The organism is Variovorax sp. CF079 (assembly GCF_900101545.1).
Classification (GTDB): domain Bacteria; phylum Pseudomonadota; class Gammaproteobacteria; order Burkholderiales; family Burkholderiaceae_C; genus Variovorax.
This window is the reverse complement of the sequence record NZ_FMZU01000008.1, coordinates 100,638-116,567: the sequence shown is the minus strand read 5'-3', so window position 1 is coordinate 116,567 and position 15,930 is coordinate 100,638. Positions and strand designations below refer to the sequence as shown.

Below are 15,930 nucleotides of genomic sequence, written 5' to 3'. Positions count from 1 at the left end.
GCGGCGCTACAGGTCGGTACGCAATTTCCAGATCTCCGGGAACAGCACCACATCGAGCATCTTGCGCAGGTAGCTTACCCCGCCAGTGCCGCCCGTGCCACGTTTGAAGCCGATCACGCGCTCGACCGTGGTCACGTGGCGGAAGCGCCAGAGGCGGAAGGCGTCTTCGAGGTCGGTCAGTTCCTCTCCGAGCTGGTAAATGTCCCAGTGAGCCTTCGGGTTGCGGTAGGCCACGAGCCAGGCTTGCTCGACGCCGTCGCTGAGTTCATAAGGCTTGGTCCAGTCGCGCTCGAGGTGGTCGGCCGGAATGTCCAGCCCGCGGCGTGCCAGCAAGCGCAGCGCCTCGTCGTAGAGCGAGGGTGCGCGCCACGCCGCCTCGACCTCGGCCAGCAGCTCGGGGCGGTGCGCATGGGGCTTGAGCATGGCGGCGTTCTTGTTGCCGAGCGCGAACTCGATGCAGCGGTACTGCCAGCTCTGGAAGCCGCTGGAGCTGCCCAGGTAGGGCCGCATCGCGCTGTACTCGGGCGGCGTCATGGTGGCCAGCACGTCCCAGGCGTGTACCAGCTGCTCCATGATGCGCGAGACGCGCGCCAGCATCTTGAAGGCGCTGGACAGGTCGTCCTCTGCGACGCAGCGGATCGCGGCGCGCAGCTCGTGCAGCATGAGCTTCATCCACAGCTCGCTGGTCTGGTGCTGCACGATGAAGAGCAGCTCGTCGTGCGCCGGCGAGCGCGGATGCTGGGCGTTGAGGATGCTGTCGAGGCTCAGGTAGTCGCTGTAGCTCATCGAGGCGCTGAAGTCCAGCTGCGCCTTTTCGTCGTGGACGATCTTTTCGGTGCTCATGTGCGTCCCTCTCTAGGTCACCGCGAGTTTCTGGTTGAACTCAGGGCGCTTCCATTCCTCGCGCTCCAGGACCTGCGCCAGGTGCTCGACGGCATTCCACACGTCTTCGAAGCCGAGGTACAGGGGCGTGAAGCCAAAGCGCAGGATGTCCCTGTCCTCCGATTGCCCTGAGCTCGTCGAATGGGCGGCGCGGAAGTCGCCGATCACGCCGCGCGCGATCAGCGCCTGCACGATGGCGTAGGCACCGGGCTCGTTGTCGCTGAGTGCGAGGCACACCTGCGAACCGCGCTGCGCATGCGCGCGCGGCGTGACCAGCGTGAAGCGGCCTGGGCAGCGTTCTTCCACCAGGGCGATGAAGGCGTCGGTCAACGCCAGCGACTTGGTGCGCAGCGCCGCCATGCTGCCCTGATCGCCGTCGAAAGGCTCGGCGGCCAGTACCGTGTCGAGCCCGCATTCGAGTGCGGACAGGGCGATGATGGGCTGGGTACCGCACAGATAGCGCGTCACGCCCGGCGCCGGCCGGTAGTGCGGCGTGAATTCGAAGGGCGCCGCATGGCCGAACCAGCCCGACAGAGGCTGCTCGAAGCGGCTCGCATGCCGCGCATGCACCCAGACGAAGGCCGGTGCGCCCGGGCCGCCGTTCAAGTACTTGTAGCCGCAGCCGATCGCGAAATCGGCCTCGCTGTCGTTGAGCGCCACCGGCACCGCGCCCGCGCTGTGCGCGAGGTCCCACACCGTGAGCGCGCCGGCCGCGTGGGCCGCGGCCGTGAGCGCCTTCATGTCGTGCATCGCGCCGGTGCGGTAGTTCACGTGCGTGAGCATCAGCACCGCCACTTCGGCGGTCAGTGCCGCGGGCAGCTCGCCGGCCTCGATCAGCTTCAAGGTGAAGCCGCGCTCGCGGCACAGCGACTCGGCGATGTAGAGGTCGGTCGGGAAATTGCTGCGTTCGCTGATCACGACCTGGCGGCCGCTGGCCTTCATCTGCGACAGCGCCGCGAACAGCACCTTGTAGAGATTGACCGAGGTGCCATCGGTGCACACCACCTCGCCGGGCGCCGCGCCGATCAGGCGCGCCAGCTTGTCGCCGAGGCGCTGCGGCAGGTCGATCCAGCTGGCGCTGTTCCAGGAGCGGATCAGGCCTTCGCCCCATTCCTTGGCGACGACCTCGGCGACGCGCGCCGGCGCGGCCTTGGGCAGCACGCCCAGCGAGTTGCCGTCGAGGTAGATCACGTCCTCGGGCAGGATGAACAGGTCGCGCAGGGCGGCGAGGGGGTCTTGCGCGTCGAGGCGCTGGCAATCGTCGAGGGTCATGGTTGGGTAGGTGTGAGTTCGCGCAGCACGGCGCGGACAGGGGAGGCATCGGCCGTCACGAGCTTGAGCGGCAGCGCGATGAGTTCGTAGTCGCCTTCGGGCACGGCGTCGAGCACGAGGTTCTCGAGCACGCGCAGGCCGAGGCGGCGGATGACCTGGTGGCTGGCTAGCGTCTTGCTCTCGGCCGGATCGATGCTGGCGGTGTCGATGCCGATCAGCTTCACGCCCAGCGCGGCCAGGCGCTCGATGGTGGCGGGCGCGTAGGCGGCGAGCGCGCCGTCCCAGCGGTCGATGGGTGCGTGCCGGTAGGTGCGCACCAGCACGCGCGGCGGCAGGTTGTCGGCGGCGTGAGCGAGGTGCTCCCACTCGATCAGGGGCCCGCACTCGATCGCATGGATCACGCGGCAGGGGCCGAGGTAAGGGGAGAGATCGACGTCGCCGATGGTCGCGCCCGCCGGGTCGTAATGCAGCGGTGCGTCGGCATGCGCGCCGACGTGCGGCGACAGCGTGATTTCGCTGACGTTGACCGGGCAGCCCGGCCCGATGGTGGCCGCCCAGCGCTGGCGGTAAGGCGTGTCGCCGGGAAACACCGGCGCGCCTTCATGCACCGGTGGCGAGATATCCCAGATGCGTTGGTTCATGGCGCAAAGTTAGCGCCGCGAACGGGGTCGTGGTGTCGGTTATTTCCAACAGAATGAAAACACCGGCGCGGGAGTCAGTTCGTCTGCCGCCCCAGCAGCAGGAACTCCATCAGCGCCTTCTGCGCATGCAGCCGGTTCTCAGCTTCGTCCCACACCACCGATTGCGGGCCGTCGATCACTTCGGCCTGGACTTCCTCGCCGCGGTGCGCTGGCAGGCAGTGCATGAAGAGGGCGTCGGGATGGGCGACGCGCATCATCTCTTCGTCGACGCACCATTCGGCAAAGGCCGCGCGGCGCGCTTCGTTCTCGGCCTCGTACCCCATGCTGGTCCAGACGTCGGTGGTCACCAGGTCGGCACCGCGGCAGGCTTCCATCGGGTCCTTGAACACCTTGTAGCTGTCGGCCGAGCGGATGCCGGCGATCGACTGGTCGACCTCGTAGCCGCTGGGCGTGCTCACATGCACCTTGAAGCCGAGAATCTCGCTGGCTTGCAGCCAGGTGTTGGCCATGTTGTTGCCGTCGCCGACCCAGGCCACCGTCTTGCCGGCGATCGAGCCACGGTGCTCGATGAAGGTGAAGATGTCGGCCAGGATCTGGCAGGGATGGAATTCGTTGGTGAGGCCGTTGATCACCGGCACGCGCGAATGCGCCGCGAAGGCCTCGATCTTGGTCTGCTCGTAGGTGCGGATCATCACCAGGTCGACCATGCGGCTGATGACCTTGGCGCTGTCCTCGATCGGCTCGGCACGGCCGAGCTGGCTGTCGCCGGTGGTCAGGTGCACCACGCTGCCGCCCAACTGGTACATGCCGGCCTCGAAGCTCACGCGGGTGCGGGTCGAGGCCTTCTCGAAGATCATGGCCAGCGTGCGATCGACCAGCGGCTGGTGCTTCTCGTAGGCCTTGAACTTCTTCTTGATCAGCGCGGCACGCGCGAAGACGTGCGCGTACTCGTCGGCCGTGAAGTCGGAAAACTGCAGGTAGTGCCGGATGGCGGGTGTCTTGTCGCTCATGGCCGAGGCTCCGCGAGGAAGGCTTTCACGATCGGCGCCAGGATCGCGACGATCTCGTCCGCTTCGGCGATGCTGAGGATCAGCGGCGGCACCAGGCGGATCACGCTGTCGGCCGTCACGCTGAGCAGCAGGCCGGCATCGCAGGCGCGGTTGAGGATCACGCCGCAGGGCCGGTCGAGCTCGATGCCGAGCATCAGGCCCTGGCCGCGGATTTCCGTCACGCCCGCCAGGCCGCCCAGCTCGCGCTCCAGCGCGGCCTTGAGATGCGCGCCGACATTGGCTGCGTTCTCGAGCAGCTTGTGCTCTTCCATGATCCGGATGGTCTCGATGCCGGCGCGCATCGCGAGCGGATTGCCGCCGAAGGTCGTGCCGTGGTTGCCCGGGCCGAACAGGTTGGCGGCGCGCGGACCTGCGACGACGGCGCCGATCGGCACGCCCGAGCCGAGGCCCTTGGCCAGCGGCATCACGTCCGGCAAGATGTCCGCCCACTGGTGCGCGAACCACTTGCCGGTGCGGCCCATGCCGCACTGAACCTCGTCGATCATCATGAGCCAGTCGCGCTCGTCGCACAGCGCGCGCACCTGGCGCAGGTACTCCCAGCGCATCGGATGGATGCCGCCTTCGCCCTGGATGGTTTCGAAGAACACGGCCACCACGTTCGGATTGCCTTCGGTCGCCTTCTTGAGCGCTTCGATGTCGTTGAGCGGCACGCGGATGAAACCTTCGACCAGCGGGCCGAAGCCCTTCTGCACCTTGGGATTGCCGGTGGCCGACAGCGTGGCGATGCTGCGGCCGTGGAAGGCGGCCTCGTAGACCACGATCTCGGGGCGCTCGATCCCCTTGTCATGGCCGAACTTGCGCGCCAGCTTGAGCGCGGCCTCGTTGGCCTCCAGCCCGGTGGAGCAGAAGAAGGCGTTGGTGAGGCCCGAGAGCTCGGTCAGCTTGGTCGCCAGCTGTTCCTGGCCGGGCACGTGGTAGTAGTTGGAGCTGTGGATCAGCTTGGCGATCTGGTCCTGCAGCGCGGGCACCAGCTCGGGGTGGTTGTGGCCCAGCGTGTTGACGGCAATCCCGCCCAGGCCGTCGAGGTAGGCGCGGCCTTCGGTGTCCCACACTCGGCAGCCCTGGCCGTGCGACAGCGCGATCGGCAGGCGGCCGTAGGTGTTCATGACGTGGGGCGACGAGGGGGCGGCAGTGGCGCTCATACGATCTCCGGAAAAGGGAACGCGGATTCTAGGCGTGCCCTTTGACAGCATCGTTGAGGATTGAGCATCACAGCAATGTCCTCGCAGGTGTCGCTCGCGGGACCGCCGGATAGAATCGTTGTGCAGCGCAGCACAAGTGCGCGTTTCCCTCTCGCCGACCGATGGTTTCCCCCTCCGCCAAAGAAGTTTTCATCCAGGGCATCACCCAAGATGGCCGGACATTTCGCCCGAGCGACTGGGCGGAGCGACTGGCGGGCGTGATGTGTTCGTTCCGCCCGGGCGGGCCCCAGCCCGGGAGTCATCTGAACTACTCGCCCTGGTGCGTGCCCACGGTCATCAATGGCATCAAGTGCGTGGTGGTCAGCAGCGAATTGCGCGAGGCCGAGGTGATGGCCTGGGACTTCGTGATGAATTTCGCCAGGGACAACGGGCTGCAAGTGGTGGAGGCTTGCCTGGTGCCGGATGCCAAAACCGGTCGCCCATGAAGAACCGCCCGAAGGCGGGCGGACATGAAAAAACCGCCCGAAGGCGGTTTTGTCACTTTGCTGCAGCGCACCCCGATCAAACGGCGGACTGGCTGAAAACCGGTCCGGGCTTAATGCCTGATGACGTCAGGCGGCGGCCTTTTCAGGGGCGAGGGCCAGGGTCTTGACCTTGGCCGCGAGGCGGCTCTTGTCGCGAGCGGCCTTGTTCTTGTGGAAGATGCCCTTGTCGGCGACGGTGTCGACGATGCTCTGGGCCTTCGCGAAGAGTTCTGCCGCCTTGGTCTTGTCGCCGGCGAGCACCGCCTTTTCGACATTCTTCACGGCGGTGCGGTATTTGGAGCGCAGCGAGGTGTTCGCGGCGTTGAGCTTGACGTCCTGGCGGACGCGTTTACGGCCCGACGCGAGGCGCGGGTTCTTTTTCTTGGGCTTGGCGGATGCCATGGATGTGTTCCTTAGGTGTCTGAGGATGATGCAGCAAAGCCCTCCATTATAGGCGAGGAGCCCGAGGCCGTCCTGCAGGCCCGGAAGAGCACGCGCGGCCACATACACTTCCGCCCGTGTCCCTGTTCAAATCCGCCTCCACCGTCTCCCTGCTGACGCTCGCCTCCCGGGTCACGGGGCTCGTCCGCGACGTGCTCATGACCTCGGTGTTCGGCGTCAGCGCGATGACCGACGCCTTCTACGTCGCCTTTCGCATCCCCAACCTGTTCCGGCGCGTGTTCGGCGAAGGCGCCTTCAGCCAGGCTTTCGTGCCGGTGCTGGCCGCCAGCAAGACGGAGCGCGGCGAGGAGGGCGCCAAGGAACTGGTGGATCACGTGGCGACGCTCCTGACCTGGACTTTGGTCGTCGTCTGCGCGGCCGGGGTGATTGCAGCGCCGCTGATGGTCTGGGCCATGGCCAGCGGCCTCAAACAGAATCCGCAGGGCTTCGATGCCGCGGTCATCATGACGCGCTGGATGTTTCCCTACATCGGTTTCATGTCGCTGGTCGCGCTGGCCGGCGGCATTCTCAACACCTGGCGCAAGTTCGTGGTGCCGGCGGCGTCGCCGGTGTTGCTGAACGTGGCGCTGATCCTCTCGATCGTGCTCGGCGCGCCGTGGTTCCGGCGGCTCGGCATCGAGCCGATCTATGCCCAGTGCGTGGGCGTGATGGTGGGCGGGGTGCTGCAACTGGCGCTGCAGATACCGGCCCTGCGCGGGCTCGGCATGATGCCGCGCATCGGTGCCAGCATCGCGGCGATCCGTGCGGCCTGGGCCGATCCGACGACGCGCAAGATCACCAAGCTGATGCTGCCGGCGTTGGTCGGCGTCAGCGTGGCGCAGATCTCGCTGCTCATCAACACACAGATCGCGTCTCATCTGGCGACCGGCAGTGTCAGCTGGGTCACCAACGCCGATCGCCTGATGGAATTCCCGACCGCCATGCTGGGCGTGGCGCTGGGCGTGGTGCTGATGCCGCAGCTCGCAGGCGCGCGTGCCGCCAAGGATGACGTGCGCTATTCGTCGATGCTCGACTGGGGCCTGCGCCTCGTGGTACTGCTCTCGGTGCCCTGCGCGTTGGCCCTGCTTGTTTTCTCCAAGCCTCTGGTCGCCGTGCTGTTCCACAACGGCGCCTTCAACGAGTTGCACGTGCAGCGAACCAGCATGGCGCTCATGGGCTACGGGGTCGGCCTGGTCGGCCTGGTGGCGATCAAGGTGCTGGCGCCGGGCTACTACGCCAAACACGACACGCGCACGCCGATGCTGATCGCCGTGGTGGTGCTGGTGCTCACGCAACTGCTCAACATCGCCCTCGTGCCGGTGCTGCAGCATGCGGCGCTGACACTGACGATCGGCATCGGGGCGCTGATCAACGCGAGCTGGCTGCTGGTCGGCCTGATCCGGCGCGGCAGCTACCAGCCCGAGCCGGGCTGGGGCAAGTTCGTGCTGCAGGTGATGGCCGGCGCCCTGGTGCTGGGTGCGCTGCTGGTCTGGGGCGCCCAGCACTTCGACTGGATCGGTTTGCAGGCCGAGCGCCTGCGCCGCATCGGCCTGCTGGCGGCGCTGATCGTGGGCGCCGCGCTGCTCTATTTCGCGGTGCTTGCGCTCGTCGGTGTCAAGTTGCGCAGTTTTGTGCGCCGTTGAAACGCGACGCATGCAGCCGCCTTGACGCTCTCCGCGCGCTCCTCTACAAAGACACATGACGTTCAGCTTCTCGGCGCCCACTGCTCTGGAGTACTTCGACTCGCTTGTCAAGAGCGACGATCACTTTCCCCTGCTCGAAGCGGCCGCCAGCCTGGCGCAGGACGAATATCCCGAACTCGACGTGCAACAGGTGCTGGGCGACGTCGACCAGCTGCTCGCGCGGCTCAGGCGCCGCCTGCCCGCCGACGCGGCGCCGCTGCAGCGCCTGCGGGCGCTCAACCAGTTCTTCTTTCATGACCTGAGCTTCGGCGGCAACGTCAACGACTACTACGATCCCGACAACAGCTACCTCAATGCCGTGCTGCGCACGCGCCGCGGCATCCCGATCTCGCTGGCCGTGCTGTGGATGGAGCTTGCGCAGGGCCTGGGCCTGCAGGCGCGGGGCGTGGGTTTTCCGGGCCACTTCATGCTCAAGGTCACGCTGCCGAAGGGACAGGTGGTGATCGACCCCTTCACCGGCAAGTCGCTCTCGCGCGAAGAGCTCAGCGAGCGGCTCGAGCCCTACAAGCGCAGCAACGGCCTGGTCGGCGACTTCGACGTGCCGCTGGGCCTGTACCTGCAGCCGGCCTCGCCGCGCGAAATCATCGGCCGGATGCTGCGCAACCTGAAAGAAATCCATCGCGCGCAGGAAGACTGGCAGCGCGCGATCGCGGTGCAGGACCGGCTGGTGGCGCTGTTTCCCGAAGCCTGGGGCGAGTACCGCGACCGCGGCCTGGCGCATGCCGAGCAGGGCAACAGCGCGCTGGCGGTGCGCGACCTCGAAACCTATTTGATGCACGCCGAAGACGCGCTCGACATCGATGCGATCGCCGAACGCGTCGCTGCGCTGCGCCGGACGGAGAACTGATGGACCAGGCCAAGGCCACGGGGGTCGACCTCGGCACGCGGCACGAGTTCCACGGCATCCAGCCGGTGCTGCCGGTGGCCGACGCGTCACGCGCCGCGCGCTACTTCTGCGACGTGCTGGGCTTCGAGCTCGACTTCATCGCCGGCGAGCCGCCGAGCTATGCGCGCGTGAAGAAAGGCGATCGCAGCTACGGCGACCCGGTCTACATCCGCCTTTGGCAATGCGGCCGGCGCGAAGCCGATCCCTGGCGCGGCGAGATCGTGATCCATGTCGGCCAGGATGTCGACGGACTGCATGCCGCCTACCTGAAGCGCGGCGTCAACGTGATCGAACCGGTGGCGTCGCAGCCCTGGGGCCTGCGGGAGTTCGCGATCCGCGAGCCCGACGGGCACGTGCTGCGCTTCTGCGGCTACCTGCCTTAGCTGCCCGTGCCGTGGCACGCATCATGCGTGACCACGGCAATGATTTCACTTGCAGGCTACACCTTTCGCCAGCGGCTTCGCGCATTCGCAGGCCGGGCGCAGCCGCTGCGGGTGCTGCTCACGTTGGGCAGCCTGGTGGCGCTGTGCGAGTTCACCGGGCATCCCGAGGCGTTGATCCCGCTGTTTCTGGGCGCCATCGCGAGCGCGCTGGCCGAAACCGATGACAGCTGGCGCGGCCGATTTCGCGCCCAGGTCGTGACGCTGGTCTGCTTTGCAGCGGCGGCGTTCGCGATCGAGGCCTTGATTGGCGAGCCCCTGCTGTTCATCACCGCTCTGGCGCTGGCGGCGTTCTGCCTGACGATGCTGGGCGCGGTCGAGGCGCGCTACAAGGCGATCGGCTTCGCGACGCTCATCCTGGCGGTGTACGCCATGCTCGGCATCGACAACCGGCCCGCGAGCGACGCCGCAGACTGGGTCGAGGCGGTGCTGCTGTTGGCCGGCGCGGCCTGGTACGGAGTGTTTTCGGTGCTCTGGTGCGCGGCCTTTCCGGCCCAGCCGGTGCAGGAGCGCCTGATCAGACTGTTCTCGGTGCTCGGCGACTACGTGCGCTTCAAGGCCTCGCTGTTCGAGCCGCTGCGCGGGATCGACATCGAGCGCAAGCGGCTCTCGCTCGCGCAGCTCAACGCCGAGGTGGTGGCCGAGCTGAATGCCGCCAAGGAAAGCATCTTCAGGCGGATCGGCGCTCGGGCACCGACGGGTCGCATCGCGCGTTATCGCGGGCTCTACCTGATCGCGCAGGACGTGCATGAGCGCGCGAGCTCGTCGCACGACGACTACAACGCGCTGGCCGATGCCTTCTTCCACAGTGACCTGCTGTACCGCTGCCAGCGCGTGCTCGGCCTGCAGGGACAGGCTTGCCAGCGCCTCGCCCGTTCGATCACCCGGCGCGAGCCCTTCGTCGCCGACGCCGGGACGGTGCAGGCGCTGGCGGAGCTGCGCAGTGCGATCGAGCAAGAGCGCGAGCGCGCGACCACGCCGGAACGACTGGCGCTGCTGGCCTCGATCGAGGCGCTTGCACGGAACCTCTTGCAGCTCGACGGGCAGCTTGCGGGTGCGAGTCAGCCGGCCGCCCAGGCGGGGCGCACCGACATGGGCTTGTTCGACCGCTCGCCGCGCTCTTGGCGCGAGGTGATGGAGCGCGTGCGGCGCCAACTCACGCCGCGCTCGGCGCTGTTCCGTCACGCGTTGCGGCTGGCGATCGCGCTTGCCGCCGGCTACGGCGTGATGCAGCTGGTTCATCCGGCGCAGGGCTACTGGATCCTCCTGACCACGCTGTTCGTCTGCCAGCAGACCTACAGCGAGACCGTGGCGCGCATGGGCCAGCGCATCGCAGGCACCGCGCTCGGGGTGGTGGTCGGTTGGGCGCTGCTGCAGCTGTTTCCCCAGCCGCTGCTGCAGTCGCTGCTGGCCGTGGTGGCCGGCGTGCTGTTTTTTGCCACGCGCACCACCCGCTACCTGCTGGCCACGGCGGCCATCACGCTGCTGGTGCTGATGTGCTTCAACCAGGTGGGCGATGGCGATGGACTGATCGCGCCGCGGTTGGTCGACACGGCCATCGGCAGCGCCATTGCGGGGCTCGCCGTGCTGCTGGTGCTGCCGCACTGGCAGGCGCGGCGCATCGACGAGCTGGCCGCGACCGCGATGCGCAACCATGCCGGCTACCTGCGACAGATCGTCCAGCAGTACCGCTCGGGCGCGCGCGACGACCTGGCCTACCGGCTCGCGCGGCGCAACGCCCACAACGCCGACGCGGCGCTCTCGACTGCGGTGGCCGACATGTTCCGCGAGCCCGGCTACGTACGGCCGCGCGCAGGCGTGGCGCTGCGATTCCTGATCCGGTCGCACACGCTGTTGAGCTATCTCTCGGCGCTCGGCGCGCACCGCGTTGCGCTGCCCGATGCGGAACGTGCAGCGGTGCTGCGGGAAGCGGCCGAAGGCGCAGCAGCGGCGCTCGATGTCCTGTCTGCCGGGCTGGAGAGGGGGGAGCCCGATGCGGCGGGCGCAGGTCTGGAGGAGTCCTGCGTCCGTGCGGCGCTCGCGACGGCGATCGACCCCAGCGACGGGGCAGACCAGGCCGCCCGCCTCGTTCGCACGGAGCTCACGCTGATCTGGCTGCAGATCGACGCGTTGCGCGACCATGCGCGCGAATGGCTGCAGCCTGAGGGCAAGGTGCCGGCAGAAGCGTCAAGGGCGGCCGAAACCCCGCAGGATGAGTGCACGCCGCTATCGTCTTGATAGCAGATGTGCTTCCGACGGCGAGCCCACCAGACCGAACTGGCGCCAGGCCCGGCGCAGTTGCGTGTCGGAGCCGAAGCCCGAGAGTTCGGCCGCGCGCGTGACGTTGGCGCCCGACTGCAGCGCGAGCTGCGCCGTCGCGAGTCGCAGGCGGCGCAGATAGGCCAGCGGCGCCACGCCCGCGTGCTCCACGAACAGGCGCGTGAGATGGCGCGCCGAAGTGTGAGCCACGTCGGCCATGCGCGGCACGCTCCAATCTGCCTGCGGCTCCTCGCTCACCGCATCCTGCACGCGATGCAGCGCGGGATGCAGATGGTTGCGGTAGGCCAGGAAGGGCGAGAGCTCGGGATCGTGCGGGCCGCGCCGCAGCGCCACCACCATGGTCTGCGCGACCTGCGCCGCGAGCGCTTCGCCGCAGCTTTCGGCGATCCGGTGCAGCATCAGGTCGATGCCGGTCGTCACGCCGGCGCTGCTGTAGAGCGGCGGGTCGATCACGAACACGCGGTTGGCAACCACCTCGCAGCGCGGCTCCACCTGGCGCAATTCGTCCAGATGGTGATGGTGGGTGGTGGCGCGCCGGCCCGCGAGCGCACCCGCGTGGGCCGCGAGCAGGGCACCGGCGCAGATCGTGACGAGCTCGAGCCGGCCGCGCTCGAAGCGCAGGCCGCGCAACCACTGCAGCAAGGCCTGCGCCTGCGGGCCCGCCGTCGAGATCGTGTTGCCCGGCAGTCCCACGAGCACGATCCACGCCGGGCCGTCCCACTGCGCCGGCAGCGGCGACAGGCCGGCGAGGGTCACGCCGACCGAGCCGATCGCCGCCGGGTCCGGAGAGGCGAATTCGATCTTGAAGCGCTCCGGCTGGCCGCTGGCGCGCAATTGCTGGTTGGCGATGCGCAAGGCCTCGGCCGGGCCGGCCCAGTCCAGCACGAGGCTGTGGGGCAGCAGCACGAAGACAACCCGGATCGAGGGCAAGCTCATCGTGCGCGCGGCCTCAGGCCACGGCCAGGGCGCCCGCGCGCTCCAGCGCCTGTTCGACGCTGCAGATCTTGGCAAAACGGCCTTCGAGCACGGTCGCCGTGCGTGCCTTGATGTCGGCTGCGGACAGCGGACGGCCGTCGGGCTGGGCCATGTCGAAAGTCAGCGTGGCATCGAGCACGTAGTCGACCGACCAGCCCAGGTCGGAGGCGTGGCGCGTCGTGGTCTCGCAGCATTGTTCGGTGCGGATGCCGCTCACGATCAGCCGGCCTATGCCGTTCTCGGTGAGCCAGACGTCGAGCCCGCTGTTGACCAGGGCGCTGTGGCGGTGCTTGGTGAAGGTCGCCGCGGCATCGAAGCCGGCCAGTTCCGTGAGCGGCCGCACATGGCCCGATTCGACCGCGAAGGGGTTGCCTGCGCTGGCCGGGCCGTCGACGTGGAAGATGCGAACGATCGGGATGCCGGCCGCCGTGCAGCCTTCGATCAACGCGTTCTGCGCCGCGACGTAGGGGACATAGTCGCGTTGCGCGAAGTAAGGGCGATGGCGAAACGATTCCTGGGCATCGATCACTATCAGACAACTTTTCATGGCGGCAATCTCCTGGAGACGGGTGGATGATGCGCCTTATTCTTCTCCGTTGCCGACATTCCGTCCGCGCTGCGCCAGACAAGAATCGATCAAATCAGGACATGCGACTCAGACGAGCCGGGCGGCCTGCAATTCCTTCTTGAGGTAGGCATAGAACAGCGGCGCCGCCACCAGTCCGGCCGGGCCGAACACCGCCTCGGCCGCGAACATCACGGCCAGCAGTTCCCACACGCCCATCTGCGTGCGGGCGCCCACCACCTTGGCATTGATGAAGTACTCGGCCTTGTGGATCAGGATCAGGAAGGCCAGGCAGGCCAGTGCGGTGATCGGCGATACCGACAGACCGACCACGGTGATCACCGCGTTGCACAGCAGGTTGCCCACGATCGGCACCAGGCCGGCGACGAAGGTCAGCGTGATCAAGGCCGGCGTGTACGGCAGGCGCAGGTCCCATGTCGGCAGCACGAACAGCAGGAAGAGGGCGGTCAGGAAGGTGTTGAAGGCCGCGATCCAGAACTGCGCGGCCACGATCTGGCCGAAGGCCTCGCCGAAAAGAGTGATGCGCTGCCTCAACTGCTCGGCCAGCGGGCGCCGCGTGGGCGGATGGGCGGCAACGGCAGCCAGCGCGCCGACGATCAGGCCGACGTAGGCGAAGAGCAGCCCGCCCAGCCAGGCGCGGCCGGTCAGCGCGAGCGCGCCGGCCTGCGCGCGCAGGTAGCCGGCGACGACGCGCTGCACCTCCGCCGCGCCTTCCGGCAGGTAGGCGCCGATGTCGGGCGGCAGCTTGAGGCGCAGCTCCAGCACCGTGCGCGCGATGTAGTCGAGCAGTTCCTGGTACTGCTCCGGCGCGTTGAGGACAAAGTCGCGCGCCTCGGAGAAAGCCACGCTCAGCAGGCCGATCGGCGCCAGCATCACCAGCGTGGCGGCGATGACGCGCGACCACGAGGGAACGGCGGATGCCAGGCCCTGCGGCCGCAGGGGCACGAAGCGTCGCCGGCCGGCATCCAGCACGCGAGCGATCCAGCGCGTGCCCAGAAAACCGATGCACACGCACAGCAGGCCGGGCAGCAGGCCCTGCCACATAATCAGCAGCAATGCGCCCGCGATCAGCAGGTAGCTCGCCGTCAGCAGCGCGCGCGATGACGGCGTGGAGGGAATATCGCTCACGCGGTGCAGGCCGCTCAGGCCACGACCACGGCCGCGCCGGTACCACGCTCGGCAATGACGCCGATCTCGTGCACCGTCTCGCCCGCGGCGCGCAGCGTCGCCGCGCAGGCGGAGGCCTCGGCCGCATCGATCACGACCACCATGCCGATGCCGTTGTTGAAGGTGCGGTTCATCTCGATGTCGTCGATGCCGGCCACCTTCTGCAGCCAGGCGAAGAGCTCGGTCTGCGGCCAGCTGCCTTTCCTGAGGTGGGCCGCCGTGCCATCGGGCAGCACGCGCGGGATGTTCTCGAGCAGGCCGCCGCCGGTGATATGGGCCAGCGCTTTGATGCCCTGTGCTGAGCCTGTCGAAGCGGGATGCTTGGCCAGTGCCGCCAGCACCGGCTTCACGTACAGCCGCGTCGGCGCCATCACGGCTTCGCGGAAGGGCTGGCCGTCGAGCGTTGCGGGCAGATCGGTGCCTGCGCGCTCGATCACCTTGCGCACCAGGCTGAAGCCGTTGGAGTGCACGCCTGCCGACGCCAGGCCCAGCACCACGTCGCCGGGTTTCACGTTCTGGCCGGTGAGGATCAACGATTTCTCGACCGCCCCGACCGCGAAGCCTGCGAGATCGTATTCGCCGGCCGGGTACATGCCGGGCATCTCGGCGGTCTCGCCGCCGATCAGCGCGCAGCCGCTCAGTTCGCATCCGCGGGCGATGCCGCCCACCACGGCGGCCGCGGTGTCGACGTCGAGCTTGCCGCAGGCGAAGTAGTCGAGGAAGAAGAGCGGCTCGGCACCCTGGACGAGCACGTCATTGACGCTCATGGCCACCAGGTCGATGCCGACGGTGTCGTGCATGTTCCATTCGAAGGCGAGCTTGAGCTTGGTGCCCACGCCGTCGGTGCCGCTCACCAGCACCGGCTCCTTGTAGCGCTTGGGCACCTCGAACAGCGCGCCGAAACCGCCGATGCCGGCCAGCACGCCCTCGCGCATCGTCTTTTTGGCCAGCGGCTTGATGCGGTCGACCAGCGCGTCGCCGGCATCGATGTCGACGCCGGCATCCTTGTAACTGAGCGGGGTGGGCGGGGTGGAGTTCATGGGCTGGCCGGACGAAGGAAGGGAGGGGCGAAAGGAAGGAGGACAATGACGCCGGCAACCGAAGCAGTCGGGCCGATAGAATTCGCCACGATTTTAAGGGCCGCCATGCCCTGTCCCATGAACCCTTCTTTCGCGTCATCCGCGCCACCCCAGCCGCTCTCGGCGGCCATGGCATGAAGCAGCTCGCGCTCGACATCGGCATTGCGACCGGTCCGACGCTCGCGGGCTTCTTCGCCGGGCCGAACGAGCCGGCGCTGCGGCACCTTGCGCTGTGGGTCGGCGACGCGCGCTCGACCACGCTGCATTCTCCGGTGCCGACCTACCTGTGGGGCGAGGGCGGCTGCGGCAAGACGCATCTGCTCGAAGCCGTGCGCGGCGCCTTGCGCGAGCAGGGTGCGAGCGTGGGCTGGCTGCATCCGGGGCTGCTGGACCCGCCCGAGTTCGACGAACGCTGGGGTGCCGTGCTGTTCGACGACGTGCATCTCTACACTGCGGTCCAGCAGCACGCCGCCTTCAACTGGTTCGTCAATGCGCAGAGCCTGCAGCGGGGCGTGGTGGCGGCGGGCACCGTGCCGCCGGCCGATCTGCCGCTGCGCGAGGACCTCCGCACGCGCCTGGGTTGGGGCCATGTGTTCCACTTGCAGGTGCTCGGCGAGTCGGAGCGGCGCGCCGTGCTGCGCCAGGCCGCGGACAGCCGCGGCGTGATGCTGTCGGACGAAGTGCTCGACTACATGCTGCATCGTTTCAGCCGCGATCTCGGCAGCCTGATGGAACTGCTCGCGCAGCTCGACGGCTATGCCTTGCAGACCCAGCGCGCGATCACGATCCCGCTGATCCGGTCGATGCTCGAAAATGAATGAGGGCGCCAGAGGCGCCGAAGC

General features: G+C 67.9%; 16 protein-coding genes. 6 read left to right on the top strand and 10 right to left on the bottom strand.

What is annotated here, in order from left to right; translation table 11 throughout:
* Positions 1 to 6: 6 nt before the first annotated feature.
* The 5 genes from kynA to BLS74_RS12575 all read right to left on the bottom strand — a co-directional run bounded on the left by kynA (position 7) and on the right by BLS74_RS12575 (position 5,007).
* Entirely contained in the window at positions 7 to 843 is an 837-nt protein-coding gene (kynA, locus tag BLS74_RS12595) for a tryptophan 2,3-dioxygenase (RefSeq protein ID WP_093106468.1), read from the bottom strand.
* Positions 844 to 855: 12 nt separating this feature from the next.
* Positions 856 to 2,154 carry a kynureninase gene (gene kynU / locus BLS74_RS12590; protein WP_093106466.1) on the bottom strand — a complete coding sequence of 433 codons (1,299 nt, stop codon included), beginning with the start codon at positions 2,152 to 2,154 and terminating at the stop codon, positions 856 to 858.
* Positions 2,151 to 2,795, bottom strand: coding sequence for an arylformamidase (gene kynB / locus BLS74_RS12585; protein ID WP_093106463.1), 645 nt, complete (start codon positions 2,793 to 2,795; stop codon positions 2,151 to 2,153). Before kynB ends, kynU begins: the two co-directional genes overlap by 4 nt.
* A gap of 74 nt (positions 2,796 to 2,869) precedes the next feature.
* Positions 2,870 to 3,805: an ornithine carbamoyltransferase gene (gene argF / locus BLS74_RS12580; RefSeq protein WP_093106461.1), complete on the bottom strand. Its 936-nt coding sequence runs from the start codon at positions 3,803 to 3,805 to the stop codon at positions 2,870 to 2,872.
* Complete coding sequence (locus BLS74_RS12575; RefSeq protein ID WP_093106459.1) at positions 3,802 to 5,007, bottom strand: aspartate aminotransferase family protein; 1,206 nt, start codon at positions 5,005 to 5,007, stop codon at positions 3,802 to 3,804. Before BLS74_RS12575 ends, argF begins: the two co-directional genes overlap by 4 nt.
* 161 nt (positions 5,008 to 5,168) lie before the next feature.
* Between BLS74_RS12575 and BLS74_RS12570 the strand changes: the two genes are divergently transcribed.
* Entirely contained in the window at positions 5,169 to 5,492 is a 324-nt protein-coding gene (locus BLS74_RS12570; RefSeq protein ID WP_093106458.1) for a DUF3579 domain-containing protein, read from the top strand.
* Between the two features lie 126 nt (positions 5,493 to 5,618).
* On the opposite strand, the gene rpsT is transcribed toward BLS74_RS12570, so the two are convergent.
* Entirely contained in the window at positions 5,619 to 5,933 is a 315-nt protein-coding gene (gene rpsT / locus BLS74_RS12565; RefSeq protein WP_093106455.1) for a 30S ribosomal protein S20, read from the bottom strand.
* Positions 5,934 to 6,049: 116 nt separating this feature from the next.
* Here rpsT and murJ point away from each other — a divergent pair, with 116 nt between their 5' ends.
* Genes murJ through yccS form a run of 4 tightly spaced genes read left to right on the top strand, consistent with a single transcriptional unit; the run spans position 6,050 to position 11,239 of the window.
* Positions 6,050 to 7,615: a murein biosynthesis integral membrane protein MurJ gene (gene murJ / locus BLS74_RS12560; protein WP_093106452.1), complete on the top strand. Its 1,566-nt coding sequence runs from the start codon at positions 6,050 to 6,052 to the stop codon at positions 7,613 to 7,615.
* A gap of 55 nt (positions 7,616 to 7,670) precedes the next feature.
* Positions 7,671 to 8,522, top strand: a complete 852-nt coding sequence (locus BLS74_RS12555; protein WP_093106450.1) for a SirB1 family protein — start codon at positions 7,671 to 7,673, stop codon at positions 8,520 to 8,522.
* On the top strand, positions 8,522 to 8,944 hold the full coding sequence (locus BLS74_RS12550; RefSeq protein WP_093106447.1) for a bleomycin resistance protein: 423 nt from the start codon (positions 8,522 to 8,524) through the stop codon (positions 8,942 to 8,944). The genes BLS74_RS12555 and BLS74_RS12550 overlap by 1 nt, the downstream gene beginning before the upstream one ends.
* A gap of 39 nt (positions 8,945 to 8,983) precedes the next feature.
* Positions 8,984 to 11,239: a YccS family putative transporter gene (yccS, locus tag BLS74_RS12545; RefSeq protein WP_093106445.1), complete on the top strand. Its 2,256-nt coding sequence runs from the start codon at positions 8,984 to 8,986 to the stop codon at positions 11,237 to 11,239.
* On the opposite strand, the gene BLS74_RS12540 is transcribed toward yccS, so the two are convergent.
* The 4 genes from BLS74_RS12540 to purM form a co-directional block, all read right to left on the bottom strand.
* The gene (locus BLS74_RS12540; RefSeq protein WP_093106442.1) at positions 11,228 to 12,217 is read right to left on the bottom strand and encodes a GlxA family transcriptional regulator; all 990 of its coding nucleotides are present in this window, start codon (positions 12,215 to 12,217) and stop codon (positions 11,228 to 11,230) included. The two genes, yccS and BLS74_RS12540, sit on opposite strands and share 12 nt — an antisense overlap.
* Positions 12,218 to 12,230: 13 nt before the next feature.
* On the bottom strand, positions 12,231 to 12,803 hold the full coding sequence (locus BLS74_RS12535) for an isochorismatase family protein (RefSeq protein WP_093106440.1): 573 nt from the start codon (positions 12,801 to 12,803) through the stop codon (positions 12,231 to 12,233).
* Between the two features lie 108 nt (positions 12,804 to 12,911).
* Positions 12,912 to 13,970: an AI-2E family transporter gene (locus BLS74_RS12530; protein WP_244503851.1), complete on the bottom strand. Its 1,059-nt coding sequence runs from the start codon at positions 13,968 to 13,970 to the stop codon at positions 12,912 to 12,914.
* Positions 13,971 to 13,984: 14 nt separating this feature from the next.
* On the bottom strand, positions 13,985 to 15,049 hold the full coding sequence (gene purM / locus BLS74_RS12525) for a phosphoribosylformylglycinamidine cyclo-ligase (RefSeq protein ID WP_093106437.1): 1,065 nt from the start codon (positions 15,047 to 15,049) through the stop codon (positions 13,985 to 13,987).
* Between the two features lie 173 nt (positions 15,050 to 15,222).
* Between purM and hda the strand changes: the two genes are divergently transcribed.
* Positions 15,223 to 15,909 (top strand): DnaA regulatory inactivator Hda, encoded by a 687-nt coding sequence (gene hda, locus BLS74_RS12520; protein WP_093106434.1) that lies wholly within the window; start codon positions 15,223 to 15,225, stop codon positions 15,907 to 15,909.
* The last annotated feature ends 21 nt before the right edge of the window (positions 15,910 to 15,930 follow it).